This window comes from Psychrobacter piscatorii (assembly GCF_001444505.1).
In the GTDB taxonomy this organism is placed as follows: Bacteria; Pseudomonadota; Gammaproteobacteria; order Pseudomonadales; family Moraxellaceae; genus Psychrobacter; species Psychrobacter piscatorii_B.
In genome coordinates this window covers 34175-51069 of sequence record NZ_LNDJ01000063.1, presented here as the reverse complement: position 1 = coordinate 51069, position 16895 = coordinate 34175, and the positions used below count along the sequence as shown (strand labels likewise).

Genomic DNA, 16895 nt, shown 5'->3' with positions numbered 1-16895 from the left:
GCTAACCACTATTCTGAATAAACCTCTATTAATAACTCCCAAATAGTCGTCAGTTTTTTTGAAAATTGGGTATGTGCTTTCATCGTAACCTCTATGTCGATTGATATCGCCTTGTTGGCAATATCGTCTTATTAGCTACTATTAAAACCATTTCTCCAATATTTGTATAATTAATTGATTACAACATATCGTTTCGTTTTCCAAAATTACTAGATAGTTGATTCTTTCTCTTTTAACGTGGCATCGGGCGAATGGTGAGAATCTGTTCGCTACGACCGAACGGCCCGTATATATCGTGCAATACTGCACTGGTCAACCCAATACCATCATCGCCATATTGTTGTACGGCTTCAATACCCAACCAACGACCTTTGGGGGCGCGATGCATATGGATTTGCAAATCGGTATTGGGAAACATCCACTCTAACTTAGACAACCCAAGACCCAATCTTGGTACCACGCCATTGGCCGTATCGACCATACCTAATAGATGCACTAAATCATCCGTTGGCGCGCCTTCCACCATATCAACATCATTGGTAATCCATACCATACCGCGACCAGGACGACGATCCTCTGTCGCCACCAAACGCACACTTTCAATAAACCCGCCCGGCCAGCCTTTCATGTCTTCCCAAACGGGCAACTCTTCAGGTTTGTATTTTGCTGGTTGATCTTCAAGTCCGGCAATCTCACTGGTATCTTGCGTAATGAGTCGCCATGCTCTTGCAATAATGGCATCACGGCCACGGCTACTCATAACCGCTTCAATCAATTCAATGGTTTTACCTGGTCGGATGCAGCGAGTAGTAATGGTAAAGTCATCGAGCGGTATCAGGCCTAAAATATCAAGACTGACACGAGCAATACGGGTATTGGCTTGTGGCGCAAAGTTATTAATCTCAGCTGTCAGAAGACCTGTCGCTGGTGCCATATGCTGCTCGTGCTCATTCCAAGCGCCTTGTGCATGCTTGGTTGGCTGGTAATGCGCCAGACTAACTCCGTCTTCTGGCTGTTCGCGTTTAATAAATTTGTAATAAGCAGTCATAACTATTCTCTATTTCCTATATTTGGCACTTTCACCTGTATTTTTTATTTATGCTTGTATTTTCTATTTATGGGTAAGCTCTTGTTTTCTTAGTATGAGAATACCGCGAGCTTTTTGTATGAAGAACAGTAAGCAAATCATTATGACTGCGAGTACAGCGTAAAGAACGCTTTTTTCTGCCATAAACTTCATGATATTCATAAACAGTACAAAGACCACTGCCACCATGACAAGCATATTGAGTTTCAGTTGCTTATTCACTTCAGCGAGCGTGGCTTCTGCCAATACAAATCTGGCTTTTGGTTCTTTCATGCGAGCTTATCCATATAAATGATGATTCATACAAATACGAGGGCGTGTCCTAATTACTTACCAACTTGATTACTTACCAACTTGGGTGACAGGAATCCGCAAGGCTTTCGGCAGACTAAACGTTACGTTTTCTTCAATACCAGATAGCTCACTAGGCAGATCGCCCCCCCAGTCCTGCAACTGTTGTAACACTTCTTGGATCAGCACTTCAGGCGCGGATGCGCCAGCGGTCACGCCGATACTCTGCACACCATCCAACCAACGCTTATCCATCTCACTAGCGTTATCAATTAAATATGCACGGCAATTCATACGCTCTGCTAGCTCGCGCAGACGATTAGAGTTTGAAGAGTTTGGCGAGCCGACGACTAAAACGACTTCGCAGCGACTGGCCAAATCTTTTACCGCATCTTGGCGGTTTTGGGTGGCATAACAGATGTCGTCTTTACGGGGACCTTGAATACTAGGGAACTTTTCACGCAGTGCATCGATAACACGAGCCGTATCATCCATCGATAGGGTTGTTTGAGTCACAAAAGCCAAGCGTTCGGCATTTTCCACAGTGAGAGCAGCAACATCAGCTTCGTCTTCCACTAAATGGATTTGCCCACCGTTTTTTGCATTGAATCGACCCATCGTGCCTTCTACTTCTGGATGTCCGGCATGCCCTATCAACACGGCATCCATACCGTCTTGTGCAAATTTTGCCACTTCAATGTGTACTTTAGTGACCAAAGGGCAAGTGGCATCAAATACGGTAATATCACGGCGACCAGCTTCATCTTCGACTGCTTTAGAGACGCCGTGAGCAGAGAAAATCACCACAGACCCATCCGGTACTTCGTGAAGCTCTTCGACGAATACCGCGCCCCGATTGGCCAAATCCGACACCACAAATTTATTATGTACAACTTCATGACGGACATAGATGGGTGGCTCAAAACGTATTAGTGCTTCATTAACAATCGCAATCGCACGGTCCACACCAGCACAAAATCCACGGGGATTGGCAAGATAAATTTGCATAAAAAGGCCTATCGTCGGATAATTTATATCTAAAGCTTATGTATAAAAGCTTTGATTCAAAAGTTGGGGCAAAATCAATGCTCTACTTTAGCATAATTTGATTTTATTGCCCTCAAAAATAGCAGCGCACTCATTGCAATATGTCAGGTGCAAACATCAACATGCTAGCTACATATTGCAAAACCCACTTTATCTCACATAAAAGCAGTTTATAATGACGCAACTACGATGATTTCTATCGCCATACATAATGGCGTTTTTTCTTTTTTCCAGTCTCTACCACTGACTGAATCGTCTTTTAATCTGTTACTAAGACGCATTTTACTAGCACATATTCCATTAGGATAAATTGTATGACAGGTTCATTATTTATTGTTACTGCCGCCTCAGGTACGGGCAAGACCTCACTGGTTAAGCAATTACTTGCTACGACCAACGACTTAACGGTCAGTATCTCACATACGACTCGCACCCCGCGCCCAGGCGAGATTGATGGTCAGCACTATCATTTCACAGATACCGAGAGTTTTACCAATGGTATCAATGCGGGTCTATTTTTAGAGCATGCAGAAGTATTTGGTAACTACTATGGCACGTCAGAGAAAAGCGTACGCACCCAACTAGCAGCGGGGATTGACGTTATCTTGGAGATTGACTGGCAAGGGGCGACGCAAATCAGAGAAATCTTTGCCGATGCCATTATGATTTTTATTCTACCACCCAGCATTGCTACATTGCGCCAACGTCTTTCAACCCGTGCCCAGGATTCTGTAGAAGTGATAGAGCGCCGTCTAGCTGGCGCGGTCACCGAAATGGCACAATACGTAAATGCTGACTATGTCGTGATCAATGATAATTTTGATGTAGCCTTAGCTGAGCTAAAAGCGATTATTGTGGCGGATAGACAAACCCTTAGCCGTCAGCAGCAGCGTTATCATCGCACGATTAGCAACTTGCTAAATAAGCAAGTAGAAGAGTAAACTAGGCTACAATGCTCGTCAGTTGCTTATCTAACAAGTAGATATAAAAAGCAACTACGCGACTTGGCAAAAAATGCTATAATATTTAGCTATCCCCTTTTATGTATTTGATATTATTTTTATTGAGTGGCGGGCAAGGTCCGTGGCTAATAAAAACAACCGAGGTAGCTATTTATGGCACGAGTAACGATTGAAGATTGTTTGGATAATGTTGATAATCGCTTTGAGCTAATTTTGGTCGCAAGCAAACGCGCCCGTCAATTGGCCAAAGGTATTGCCGAGCCGTTGGTTGATGTCGATAATGACAAGCCTACAGTATTGGCGTTACGTGAAATTGCCGCTGGAAAAATCACCCGCGACATTCTAAATCAACCAGAGCATAACTTTGCAACGAGCTCATTAGATTTAGCATTGTCAGGCGATCATAGCTTCTAAAAAGCTATTTTTGATAAGGTTTGTTTTGCCAAGTCTTTGAAGCTGATAATGGCTTTTTATAAGATAAACATAACTTTATTGATAACAAAAACCACAGCATAGGCTGTGGTTTTTTGGTTGTAACTGTATTGTACTTGCTGTTTTGATAGCCATTTATCTATCAAAATAGCCCACTGAGTCAATTTTTTTCATCGCCTACTCGCTTATCAGTTGACATTGAATGCGATTTGCGATTAATTAGAGAATGGCCTATCCCTACTTAAGTTTCGTATGGTTGGTCAATATTCAGTCACCATTCACTGCTTACTTCAATCCATAATCAAGTCAGTCAGTCATGGAAAATAGGATCGTCATTTATGAGTCAAACCCTACCCAAACTCAGTCATCATCTCGTCGATGACGCTCAATATAACTTGCTGCGTTCAGTCGGTTATCTCACTGCTGCTGAGCGCCGTGACATTGTTGATGCCTGTGAGTTCGGTGATATTGCGCACATTAAAGACAAGCGTAAATCAGGGGAACCTTATATCACTCACCCTATCGCAGTGGCTGAGATACTGGCGGGCTTTCGCTTAGATCGAGATACAATTATTGCAGCGATTTTGCATGATACGGTCGAAGACACCGACGTGAGTGACGAGCAGCTCGAGCAGCGTTACGGCAAGATAGTGGCTAGGCTGGTCGATGGTGTGACAAAACTAAAATCCTCCTCTCACAATAAGCAGCAAAACAAAGCAGCGACCTTTCACAAAATTTTAACAGCCACACTCGCAGATCCACGGGTACTTATCATTAAGCTTGCGGACCGCCTGCATAATATGTCCACGCTTGATGCCGTGCGCCCTGAAAAACAACGTACGACAGCACAAGAAACGTTAGATTTTTATGTGCCATTTGCACGCTTGATGGGTCTTAATGATATCGCCGATTATATTGAGGTGCTGTGTTATCGTAACCTTGATTCTGATATGTACAACAAGATATCTGACAAGCTGCTACAGCATGGACTTGGGCGTAATTTCCAAAGAGAAGCCATTCATCGTTATCTGAGTATCGTGCTTAATAATTTGGGGCTCAACGGACTGGTCAAAGTATTAGACAATCGCGTGGTTATTTACCGCCAGTTTTTTCGCAATCGCGGAGAAATCAACACGCTGCTACGACACTATGCATTTGAGATTGTCCTCGACAATATCGAAGCTTGCGACAAGTTGGCGTATTACCTTATTAAAAAGTATCAAATTGATGATACGCACATTGCTGATAATATTCGCAGGCCGTTACCAGGTGGCAATCAATCACTCACGCTCATTTATGAGCGCGACAACGATGTCGTAAAAGTGACTATTTTGACCAAGCAAATGCAAAGTGCTGCAAGGCTCGGCGTTATCGGTGCAGAGCATGCTTCTGACGTGAGTCAATCCGTTATCCAAGCGTCACTGCGTAACATGAAAGACTTGGTCGATGAAGACAACTTAAATGAGAATAGTCCTAACTTTTCGGCAGCGGTCTCGACTATTAATGAGCTGATGGATTATTTGCATTCGAGTAAGATTATTTGTTATAGCCCGCAAGGTCGTGCCTATGAGCTACCACAAGGGGCAACGGCATTAGACTTTGCTTACGCAGTCGGGCCTATGGTTGGTAACGTCGCTGTCGGTGCCAATATCGATGATAAAGCAGCAAAACTCGGTACCGTGGTAAAAAACGGACAGTCCGTTGAAATTGAGATAAACAGTCACTCAGAGCCAAAAGCAGAATGGTTAGGATTTGTGGTGACCAACAAAGCGCGTGAAGAGATATTACGTTGGTTCAAAGACTTATCTACCGCTGACAAGCAGCATCATGGTCGTCAAGCGTTAGATCGTGCCCTCAAAACCTATCAAAAAACGCTCGATGACCTAACAGAGGATGATTGGAAAGATCTGACTGAATGGCGCGGTGTGACTGAAAAAAACGCCCTATTCGAACAAATAAGCTCCGGTACACTACTGCCACAGCTTGTAGTCACTCGTTTGTTTAACGATGAAGTCAGTGACGTACAAGCCAAAGCGCACAACGAAGACATGACACAGCCACAGCAGCTGATCGCCAATGCCTCTGGGGTTGAGCTCGATTTTGCTAACTGCTGTCATCCAATCTATGGAGACCCTATCGTTGGGCACTTATCTCGGCACGGCTTGGTCGTTCATCGACACAAATGCTTTTCGCTTGACGACATTCGTAAAGACAATCCCTATCAGGTGATTCAACTGCGTTGGCGTAGTGATAACGCTGTAAAACAAGGTGAAACAGACGAGCATGATATAAAAAATAGCGGCAAAATACGTTTTCCTGCTTACTTAAAGCTGTCTATTGCGCTTAGCGATGAGCAAATCAGTAAAGTGATTTATCATCTGCGCCAGCTGCATATGGGGGTTGAGACCGTTGACGTGCGTAATAGTGATACTATCATCCATATCATCGTACGCAGTCGCAATCACTTGGCTCAAGGCATTCGTGAGCTGCGTTCATTACTCGGCTTCCCTAACATCATACGGCTATATCAATTATAATAACCCTGCCTGTCTAGCAAACTCTTTGTCTAGTCAGATTTGAACGCATCGCGCTGAGGTTTTGACAACCTCTAAAACAATAATAGGCACTGTTGCTTGTCAGTGAGCAACAGACCAACCAATAAAATACGAAAAGGACATAATATGACTCGTCAAACGATCCAAACAGATAAAGCTCCCGCAGCTGTAGGCACTTACTCACAAGCCGTAAAAGTTGGCAACACCGTTTATATTTCAGGTCAGCTTGGTTTTGACCCTGAAACCATGGAATTAAGAGAAGGTTTTAAAGCACAGGCTGAGCAAGTGTTCGAAAACATTAAAGCGATCTGTGAAGCGGCTGGTGGTAGTATCAACGACGTGGTTAAATTTAATGTATCTTTGACTGATTTAAGTGACTTTGCGGTTTTAAACGAAGTATTTGTGGCGAACCTAAGCGAGCCATATCCTGCTCGTGCTGCCGTACAAGTCGCAGCCCTACCTAAAGGTGGCGTGGTCGAAATCGAATCTATCTTATATATTGACTAAAACTGATAGTAATTTTTTTAGATACTCCTATAACAGTCAATCTATCATAAGCTTAGCATCATGCTAAGCTTATTGGTCTCTGCCTCTTTTTCTTCATTTCACATCAATATTAATCTGATAAGACTGCGAAGCCGTTTATGTTGGTACAAGTTGCGCTGCCCGTACCCCTTTATCGGGTGTTTGACTATAGCTTACCGGCGGATATGCTTGCTTCGCCAGACCGTCTGATGCCGTCAATTGGAAGTCGCGTTGAGGTTTCATTTGGTCGCCAAACCTTAATTGGTATCGTGATTGCTCATGTTTCTGAAGATGAAAGCTGTGTACCCGTCAATAAAATCAAACCGATTAATAAATGTTTGGATGCTGACCCTATTTTGGATCCCAACATGCTCAAGCTGGCTTATTGGCTGGCGCGTTACTATCATTATCCACTCGGTGATGTCTTAGCCGTCATCCTGCCAAGCCTTGTCCGCCAAGGCAAACCACTAGACCTACTAATTACTCATTGGCGAATATTGCCGCATATCACTGATGATGATTTTCGTGCCAATGCAAAAAAGCAAAAGCAGCAGTTTGATATGCTAAAACTGCATGGTGAGCGCGGTGCTAGTGAAGATGTTTTGCTATTAGAAGGGATGCAGCGAGCATTTTTAAAAACGCTCGAAGACAAAGGTCTAATCGAGCGCTATATCCAAACCAAGCAATCCCCTTCTCCCGTGAAATTGGCAAAAATGCCGCTTGATCTCAATGATGAGCAGAAACTTGCCGTTGATGCCATCGTTGCTGCGCATAAATCTGAAATCTATACTGGCTTTTTATTAAATGGTATTACTGGTAGCGGCAAAACTGAAGTCTACTTACAAGCGATGCAGGCGGTACTAGAAGCAGGCAAGCAAGTGCTGATCTTGGTGCCAGAAATTGGTCTCACACCGCAGACACGTGCACGCTTTGCTAGTCGATTTGCCGCTCATATTGTTTTGCTGCATTCCGGCTTGACTGATACCCATCGTTTGCAAGGCTGGCAAGACTGCCGCACTGGTCATGCACAAATTATCATCGGTACGCGCTCAGCAGTGCTCTATCCATTTGCAGCATTGGGATTGATAGTCGTTGATGAGGCGCATGATGGCTCGTACAAACAGCAGGATACTCTACGTTATCATGCGGCTGATGTCGCACTCTATCGCGGCCTACAGCACAACATTCCAGTCATATTAGGTACGGCAACGCCTTCTCTTGAGCATCTAAAACTGGTCGAAGACGGCAAGCTGGTAGAGTGTCAACTGTTGACTCGTCCCGGCAATGCCAAGCCTGCAACCATGCAACTAATTGATGCGCGCCTGCAAAGCACTCACCAGCAAGCGCAACATGATGGTGCTCGCTATGACACGGGGCTGACAGACTCAATGATTGGGGCAATTAAGCAAACTTTAGAAGCCGGCGATCAAGTCCTGGTATTTTTGAATCGTCGTGGCTATGCGCCTGTTTTATTGTGTGAGGCTTGCGGTTGGCAGGCAGATTGTCCCCGCTGTGATGCTCATTTGACCGTTCACTATAACAGTCTGGCGCAGCGCAGCGGCTATTCAGGTAGCTCTTATTTAAAATGCCACCATTGCGATTGGCAGGCTTATATTCCTACAGTATGCCCTGATTGTGGCAGTCAAAACCTAGATGCCAAAGGCATGGGTACTACCAGACTCAGCGAAAACCTGCATGCAATCTTTGCCAATCCCCAAACCAGCAAAGTGATTTATCCAATTATCCAAATCGATCGTGATACCACCAGACGAAAAGACAGCTGGGAGAACATTTATCAGCAAATTAACCAGGGCAATCCTGCGATATTAGTTGGCACACAAATGATGGCTAAAGGTCATCACTTTCCTAATGTCACGCTGGTCTGCTTACCCAATGCCGATCGCGGATTTTTATCGGCAGACTTTCGCTCACCAGAGCATACGGCACAGCTTATGATTCAGGTAGCGGGCCGTGCTGGTCGAGGCGACAAAGCTGGTCGCGTGTTGATCCAAACACTACAGCCTGACAATGAGTTACTGTTAAAACTGGTCAAAGATGGCTACTTGTCATTTGCCCGCGAGCTATTGCAAGAGCGTAAAATGATGGGCTTACCGCCTCACAGTTATGCCGCACTGATACGCTGTGAGGGCAAGACGCTGGCAGCCACCACTCAAGCGCTCAAAGATGCCATTGCTCATCTGCCAAGCAGGCACAACCTTGCCGTTCTTGGTCCTATTGACGCTCCGATGAGTAAAAAAAATAGTCGCTATCATGCACAGCTGCTGCTCTTAGCCAAAGACCGGCAGCAACTGCACCTTGTTTTGCATCAATGGTGGCAGCCCGTACTTGCCTTACCAAGTGCCAAATACCTCAAGCTTACCTTAGACATTGACCCCGTTGGTTGGTAAAACCGACACTTATCATTCGTCGGTGTTCTATATAGTGTTGTAATTTTTGTGATTTGTGCCTCCTAATGATTTTTACTTCGTCGTTACAGCTTCTAATACTTGGCTATGTTAAATTTATAACCTTCATCAAATGGTATGTGATGAGAATCTCACATCTACTCGACTTGCAATCGATACTGTTTACTTAACCTAGATACTAGCTGACTTGAGTGTTGTTATGAATCAGAATAATCCAAGCCCTGAAGAGCACAATCATCGTCATCAAAATGATAGCCATGAGCACTCGAATAACGATTATGACCGTAACGACACTCATAATCATGAGGGCAGCCACAACCATGGTAATCATTTAGAACAGCAGACAGCATCACGAGACACCAAGGGTTACCAGCGCACCTTACTCTTTAGCTTTATTATTATCACCGGTTATATGTTTATTGAAGCTATCGGCGGCTGGCTCACTGGTAGCTTGGCATTACTATCCGATGCAGGGCATATGTTAAGCGATGCCATCGCGCTTGGCGCCACCCTAACGGCATTCAAAATTGGCGAAAAAGCAGCCACGCATCAAAAAACATTTGGCTATAAGCGTTTTGAGATACTGGTCGCGACCCTGAATGGCGCTACGCTCGTTTTTATCGCCTTGATGATTTTTTATGAAGCGATCAAACGCTTTAATTCCCCGCCTGAGATTGCGACGCAAGGTATGCTGATTGTGGCGACGGTCGGTATGTTGGTCAATATCTTGGTGGCGTGGCTCATGCACCGAGGCAGTCAAGGTGGAGAGTCTCACGGGCACAATCATGGTAGTAACGATGCCGCATTAACAAAAACACCCGATAATAAAGAACCTGTCAATCTCAATATGCAAAGTGCGTACTTGCATGTGCTTAGCGATTTGATGGGCTCTGTCGCCGCGATCATCGCCGCCCTATTGATGATGGGGTTTGGCTGGGTATGGGCAGATGCCGTGGCATCCGTGATTGTCGCCATTCTTATATTAGTCAGTGGATACCGTGTCGTACGTGATTCTGTGCATATATTAATGGAAGGCACCCCTGCCAACATATCGCTAGTCAACGTTGAGCAAAAATTACTCGCACACCCTCAAGTACAAAAAGTCCATGACCTACACGTTTGGAGTATTACCAGTGGCCTACACGCCCTATCCTGCCATGTCGTAGTCGATGGAGACATGAGTATTCATGAGTCGAGTAGTCTCATTGCCAATCTTGAACAAAGCCTATCAGCGCTCGGCATTCATCATGCGACTATTCAAGTTGAAAGTTTGTCACATCCACAAAACAGCTCACATAGTGAGGCTCTTGTTTGCGATATTTCGGGACAAGCACCTGCTAGCAACAGTCATATTGGTCATAATCATTAAGAGCAAATACCAGTATTGTTAGAAACTTGGCCAATTATTGGTTATGTTTTATCAAATGATATAAATAAAGCAATATGTGCCAAATAATCCAAGCAGCCACCAACACCCAAAGGCTGATACCAACCACGAGTAACATCATTCTGACCCATATATCGAGGCAGCCATTGCAGATATTTGGCAAATAGACTGAGCCCATGTTTGACATCATCAGCAACAAAAACCCAAGTGCGAGTATGACACCGGTACAAATGACGATAAAGGCTATTTTGCCAATAATTTTCAATGAGGCTCGCCACTTAGGACAAGCTGTCAGCTCTGATGAGTAGTTGCTCATAAAGGTCATTCTCAATAATCTGATTGGCTATAAATCATTGTTGTCTTACATAGTATTAAAAATGAAAACCTATGAGCCAATAAAAGAAGAAGGTTTCACTTAAGTTTGCCTAAAACTTGTTTCTACGATTGTAATAGCATGTTAAAACTGATGAAAAACCCTATCTCTCGACCATATTTTTGATATAAATTCTGTATACTTAAGACTGACTACCCCTTTTCACGATCTATTGATGATATAACATTATGTCTAGACGTTCAGCACCCTTTGTCGCCCCAGACTATATCGATGATCCTACGTCAAAAGACGGCAAAAAACACGCCAAAGTTTTGCTATCGACGCTGCAAGAGGACATTGCAAACTTTCGTCATGAGCAATTTCCGCCTGATATTTTGCGCCAGATTCGCGATATGCCTATCTATGAAGGCAACTTAGCAGAGGTACAGGCTTATCAGCAACGTTGGCAAAATCTACTTGAGCGCGCCAAGGATTTTTATCCAGCGGCCAATATGCCACCTGATTATCTGCCGCTTCCAGCCAGTCTTGAGATACCGCAGTTTATCTACCATGTTCAGCGCCTACATTTAACCAAAACGCGAGCCAAGGAATCTAAAAGCTTTGGCTCAGTTGGGGCACTGACTGATAAATGTGGTGACTATACTGATGATGAAGTCGCTCGGATGACAGCGGTACTGGATAATGATGACGACGCGCGTTTGGTCGCTCATCGTGAGTTTATTGATCTGCGCGCTTATGTTTTTTGCCGCGATAGCAAGGGTGAGATGCTAGAGCCTGAACGGGTACGTTTTTATCGTACTGGTCTTATTGTCCATGCTTTGCCTGATTTTAAGATTGTCGACAGCAGGCAAACACCGCGCAAGCGCCGCAACGACGCTTATAACAATCCGCTTGCAGATAATGGTGTTTGGAAGATTTATCGCAAAAAATAATGTATGTTGATGCTATATTTTTTCGCGATACTAATTTTAGTTATACCCGTTTTAAATTGCTTATTTTGTCCTAATTTCTGAGGATTCCAGATGTTCGCTGCCGCCGCCGGCTCACCAAATTTAATGTTACAAGCCACTATCTTTTTGGGAGCAGCGCTGCTCTTTGTTCCCCTTGGTAAACGCTTCGGTATTGCAACGGTCCTAGGCTACCTCATCACAGGGCTTATATTGGGTCCAAGCGGTTTGGATGTGGCGGGTGATGCTGAAAGTCTACTGCACTTTTCAGAGTTTGGCGTGGTCATGCTGCTATTTATCATCGGGCTTGAGCTGCAGCCATCGCGGCTTTGGGCGCTGCGCCGCTCTATATTCGTTCTTGGCGGTCTACAGGTTGGGCTGACTGGTACACTATTGATGGGGCTATTGCACCATTTTTTCGCCTTACAGCTAGATACTGCTTTTATCGTCGGCTTTGGTTTAGCACTCTCCTCGACCGCTTTTGTACTACAGATATTGACCGAAAAACAGCAGCTTTCGAGCACACATGGCCGCGAAGCTTTTACTATCTTACTATTCCAAGATATCGCGGTTATTCCTTTATTAGCAGTCATTCCGTTCCTATCGGGGGTTCGTGAGCAAAGCTACGATTTACTGTACTTTGGGAAAGTATTTGCCGTGTTTGCTGGTCTCATTTTTGCCAGTCGTTATGTGGTTCGACCATTCTTTAAGTTTGTGGCCTCAAGCGGTGCTTCAGAACTACTAACGGCGGTCGCGTTATTTATTGTTATGGGCGTGTCTATTTTGATGGGTCAAATTGGTCTATCAATGGCACTAGGTGCATTTTTGACAGGCGTATTGTTAGCTGACTCTGAGTATCGACACGAGTTAGAGGCCAGTATCGAACCGTTTAAAGGATTGCTATTGGGTCTATTTTTCATGTCGGTCGGTATGCTCACTGACGTCAAACTCATTTTGGCCAAGCCGATATTTATCATTGGCTGTGCCCTCGCCTTAATGTTCATCAAATTTGCAGTGATTGCAGCCATTGCCAAAGTATCTGGCAACCGCTGGCCAACCAGTATCAGATTGGGTGTGACCTTGGCACAAGGCGGTGAATTTGCCTTTGTTCTGTTCAGTGTCGCCACCGCCCAAAGTGTCTTACGTCCTGATCTTGCCAACACCTTAAACCTTGTGGTGACCATATCGATGGCGCTGACACCGCTCGCCTTTTTGTTATTAGAAAAAATAGGCGAGCCGCTATTTGCCAAACGCAAACCAAGTCGAGAATACGACACCATTCCTGATCATGAGCATCAAGTGATCATCGCAGGGTTTGGTCGAGTCGGTCAGATCATCGGTCGTGTGCTTCGTATGCATAACATTGAATTCACCGCCATTGAACGTTCTGCCAACCGAGTAGATTTCGTGCGTAAATTTGGTAACCAAGTCTATTATGGCGACCCAAAAAACCCTGAAATTTTACGCGCTGCAGGTATTCAAAAGGCGCGTGTCTTTATTTTGGCCATTGATGACTTAGAGCGCTCAATTACCACTGCACAATATCTGCGCAAAAACTATCCTGAGCTGATTGTGCTAGCCAGAGCACGCGATCGTCAGCATTACTACCGTTTGCGCGAAGTTGGTGTGCGTCACATTTGGCGTGAGACTTACTTGTCCTCTTTAGACATGTCGCGTGAGTCACTACAGCTACTCGGTATCTCTCCGGAAAAAGCTCGAGAGACAGTAAAAACATTCCGTGATTATGATGATGACTTAATTGAGCGTCAGCAAGCCATTTACGATGATGAAGCCAGCATGATTGAGTCTGCACAGTCAGCGATGGCAGAGCTTGAAAGCCTATTCGATGAAGATATCGGCAAAGCGCGCAAGATGGATTTGACCGATTTCTACGAAGCCTTGAAGAGCCAAGCGACGCCAGTTGACGAACCACACGATACCACAACAGACTCTAAACACTAGCAAAAACTAGATAGGTATAGCCCCTAGTCAGATAGACAGTTTTTAGGGGCTTGTTTTTTATTTAGTGAGCTTGTGCAATCCCAGTTATCACTGTCTGGTATATGATAAAACACCAATGTCTGCTCGTTCAGATAGCGGATTGGAAATGTCACGTTCTGGATCGTAGCAATCACCGCGCAATCCGTCTCTAGCACACCAGCCGCTTGACTATCGACATGCATACGTACCTGCTGCTGCTCGGTACTGAGTGGCAAATCTACAGGACACCGCCCTGTCTGCTGATAAATCAACGCCACGCGGTTTTGGGCATTTTTGGCAATATCATAAGCATCAAATAGCACTTCATTTTCTTTTGGTTTGGCGATAATAGGTAAAAACTGCACCTTAATGACCAATAATGCAAAGGCGAAAAAACCAAACCCCAATGCTAAGCCAAATAAACTGACGCCACCTTCTTTTTTCAAATGCGCTTTTTGTGCCGCCTCATCTCGCGGATAATCGTTAATCGCATCCGCAATCTCACGTCGCGCCATCCGGTAATAATATGCATCTGTCCAGCGTGCCACCATAGCAGACCAAAACAACCAAATAATCGCAGCAATACCGATACGCGTGGCCATCTGATAAACGTCTGGCACATAAGACATCGCGACAAACTCAAAGGCAACAAGCACAATGGCGACATTAAGCTGAATAAATGACCACCCTGCCACGCTATACACGATGGCATCCATATAGCGTTTACGGTATAACAGCCAAGGAAAAGTAATAAAAAATGCGGCCCAATGCCATTTTGGCGACAGATAGCCTTGCTGATCAAACTGCTCAAAGCGCTTGAGATAATAGCGCTGGGTACGATCACCGATAAACCATTGATCCAGTTGCTTGCGCTTAGCAGGTGTTAATGACTCTTGATAAAACGGTGGCGGTGAATCCGTCTCAATAAATAACATGGCAATACGCTCTACTGACTCTTAGAAAAAATATCTCTTAACGATGACACTATGATAACGCTAAAACCCATATCTAGGATAGAGAAAGGACAGAACTGAGCAGCAAACGCGCTAAAATAAGATTGTACGTTCACAGTTGTATGGATTTAACTTATAATGAGCCAACATCACCCACTTAATTAAGCCTTACAAATCCTATGAGTCAACATTCTGATATCAATGACACCATCAACAGCCTTGATACTACTGATGAGCAAACCTCTAATAATACTAGTGCGCTTATCGATACGGATACACGCGCTAGCCAAGAGATAGAACCTAGCTCTGACAAACATATCCGCATCGTTAATACGTTCATGAAGCGGCGCACGCACATGAACAAAAACGCCGAGCTAGCACTCACTGCTCCAGAGTTTTCTGAGTATCTGGTCAATAACAGTTTCGGCGATGGCGACCTTTCAGGTATTGATAACCTGCGAGCGCTGTTCGCTGATAGCCCGAATGGTTCTGACGCACCGCTGACCTTAGAGATTGGTTTTGGTTTGGGTGACTCATTTATCGAGATGGCAGCCGCAGAGCCCGCGCGCAATTTCGTCGGTGTCGAAGTGCACGAGCCAGGTATTGGTAAATGCGCTTATATGGCAGGAACGCAAGACTTGAGCAATGTCAAAATCATCAATGGCGATGCTATTCAATTGCTGAAGCAACTACCAGAAAATCACATTGATCGTATTCAGTTATACTTCCCTGATCCATGGCAAAAGAAGCGTCATTATAAACGCCGTTTCGTCAGTCCTGAGCGTATGGCTATCGTGACGCGCAGTCTAAAGCAAGGCGGCTGGTTTCATACAGCCACTGACTGGGAGCATTATGCATTTTGGATGGTTGAGGTATTGGATGGTTTTGCTGGATTGACCAACAAAGCAGGCGCAGGTAACTTTACCGACCGTCCTGACTTTCGTCCAATGACCAAGTTTGAGCGCCGCGGTCTTGAGCGTGGTCACGGGGTCTGGGACTTGATCTATATCAAAGACTAACAAACACAATCTTGCTATCGATAATTTTGACAAAGCGGCTATTCTATTTAGCCGCTTTTTTATGCCCGTTTATAAGCTTGCTATCACAGCAATAAATATGCTTGGCGGGTCGTTTGTTGCTTTTATCTCGTCATACTCTTGACTTCAAAGCCCTATAGTATGGTAATACGTGGAAGAATCACAAATTGTAATTATGTGAAACATAGCGCTTAGAGCATAGCTTGTCGACGAGAAATCATCTTTAACGCACAATATTGGAAGCTTGCAATATATAACCTATACACGCAAGCATAGATACCATAAGGGCTTCGAGAGTTCTCCCCATAAGCTGTGGATAACCCTGTGTATAAGTCACTACTTGACAACTATATACCTAGGAAACTTAAAGGATAAGGTAAAATCGTTCATTTTTTGTACAATTTAAAAATCATTTAAAAACAATAACTTATATTAAATATAAAGCCATAAAAAATTATTTTAAATATTTTCAAAAATAATTTAGCCGTTTATAATGTTTCACAACCAATAAAAATGAGTACATTATTTGCTGTGGACAACTCATAAGTCTATTGACAAACATAGCTGTTATCAGGTTCAAAAACACATTTGAACAGATGGCTATCTTCGCGAATCCTCACTCTTATATCGTACGACATTCAGTGTCGTTTAGCATCGTCCAAGACTCAATATAGCGCTTGGATTTTGTTATAATTACTCTATCGAATCAATAGCACTACAGAGATTCAGATAGCTATTAGTCGTTAATATCTGGCTCAAAAGCTATTGTAACTGTGATTGATTATGAACTTATTTTTACTTCTCTCGTTATTTAATTTTACTGTATAGTAGAGCGATATCTCGATATTACTACTGATAGCAGTCATATGACAACCTGTGTATTTAAGCCAGTTGTCAGAGCGCTAATAGCTATATGATTTATCTTATTAGCG

Annotated in this window: 14 protein-coding genes; 9 read left to right on the top strand and 5 right to left on the bottom strand. The window is 44.1% G+C overall.

Annotated features, from left to right (window positions below):
- Positions 1–232 precede the first annotated feature (232 nt).
- The 3 genes from AS194_RS06225 to ispH all read right to left on the bottom strand — a co-directional run bounded on the left by AS194_RS06225 (position 233) and on the right by ispH (position 2386).
- A complete protein-coding gene (locus AS194_RS06225) occupies positions 233–1048 on the bottom strand; it encodes a thioesterase family protein (protein ID WP_058024604.1) in 816 nt (271 codons plus the stop codon).
- 63 nt (positions 1049–1111) lie between these two features.
- Positions 1112–1360, bottom strand: coding sequence for a hypothetical protein (locus AS194_RS06220; RefSeq protein WP_058024603.1), 249 nt, complete (start codon positions 1358–1360; stop codon positions 1112–1114).
- 69 nt (positions 1361–1429) lie between these two features.
- On the bottom strand, positions 1430–2386 hold the full coding sequence (gene ispH, locus AS194_RS06215) for a 4-hydroxy-3-methylbut-2-enyl diphosphate reductase (RefSeq protein WP_058024602.1): 957 nt from the start codon (positions 2384–2386) through the stop codon (positions 1430–1432).
- A gap of 353 nt (positions 2387–2739) precedes the next feature.
- Between ispH and gmk the strand changes: the two genes are divergently transcribed.
- The 6 genes from gmk (at position 2740) to AS194_RS06185 (ending at position 10694) form a co-directional block, all read left to right on the top strand.
- Positions 2740–3366, top strand: a complete 627-nt coding sequence (gene gmk, locus AS194_RS06210) for a guanylate kinase (RefSeq protein WP_058024601.1) — start codon at positions 2740–2742, stop codon at positions 3364–3366.
- 174 nt (positions 3367–3540) lie between these two features.
- On the top strand, positions 3541–3801 hold the full coding sequence (rpoZ, locus tag AS194_RS06205) for a DNA-directed RNA polymerase subunit omega (protein ID WP_057761396.1): 261 nt from the start codon (positions 3541–3543) through the stop codon (positions 3799–3801).
- A 356-nt stretch (positions 3802–4157) separates the two neighbouring features.
- Positions 4158–6356 carry a RelA/SpoT family protein gene (locus AS194_RS06200; protein WP_058024600.1) on the top strand — a complete coding sequence of 733 codons (2199 nt, stop codon included), beginning with the start codon at positions 4158–4160 and terminating at the stop codon, positions 6354–6356.
- 144 nt (positions 6357–6500) lie between these two features.
- Complete coding sequence (locus AS194_RS06195) at positions 6501–6881, top strand: RidA family protein (RefSeq protein ID WP_058024599.1); 381 nt, start codon at positions 6501–6503, stop codon at positions 6879–6881.
- A gap of 137 nt (positions 6882–7018) precedes the next feature.
- Complete coding sequence (locus AS194_RS06190; RefSeq protein WP_058024598.1) at positions 7019–9307, top strand: primosomal protein N'; 2289 nt, start codon at positions 7019–7021, stop codon at positions 9305–9307.
- A gap of 217 nt (positions 9308–9524) precedes the next feature.
- Positions 9525–10694, top strand: a complete 1170-nt coding sequence (locus tag AS194_RS06185; protein ID WP_058024597.1) for a cation diffusion facilitator family transporter — start codon at positions 9525–9527, stop codon at positions 10692–10694.
- Positions 10695–10728: 34 nt separating this feature from the next.
- On the opposite strand, the gene AS194_RS06180 is transcribed toward AS194_RS06185, so the two are convergent.
- The gene (locus AS194_RS06180; protein ID WP_058024596.1) at positions 10729–11028 is read right to left on the bottom strand and encodes a hypothetical protein; all 300 of its coding nucleotides are present in this window, start codon (positions 11026–11028) and stop codon (positions 10729–10731) included.
- A gap of 245 nt (positions 11029–11273) precedes the next feature.
- Between AS194_RS06180 and AS194_RS06175 the strand changes: the two genes are divergently transcribed.
- The gene (locus AS194_RS06175) at positions 11274–11978 is read left to right on the top strand and encodes a hypothetical protein (RefSeq protein WP_058024595.1); all 705 of its coding nucleotides are present in this window, start codon (positions 11274–11276) and stop codon (positions 11976–11978) included.
- Between the two features lie 90 nt (positions 11979–12068).
- Positions 12069–13955, top strand: coding sequence for a monovalent cation:proton antiporter-2 (CPA2) family protein (locus AS194_RS06170; protein ID WP_058024594.1), 1887 nt, complete (start codon positions 12069–12071; stop codon positions 13953–13955).
- 23 nt (positions 13956–13978) lie between these two features.
- Here AS194_RS06170 and AS194_RS06165 read toward each other — a convergent pair whose 3' ends face one another.
- Positions 13979–14908, bottom strand: coding sequence for a DUF2628 domain-containing protein (locus AS194_RS06165; RefSeq protein WP_058024593.1), 930 nt, complete (start codon positions 14906–14908; stop codon positions 13979–13981).
- 197 nt (positions 14909–15105) lie between these two features.
- Between AS194_RS06165 and trmB the strand changes: the two genes are divergently transcribed.
- On the top strand, positions 15106–15945 hold the full coding sequence (gene trmB / locus AS194_RS06160; RefSeq protein WP_058024592.1) for a tRNA (guanosine(46)-N7)-methyltransferase TrmB: 840 nt from the start codon (positions 15106–15108) through the stop codon (positions 15943–15945).
- Positions 15946–16895 lie beyond the last annotated feature (950 nt).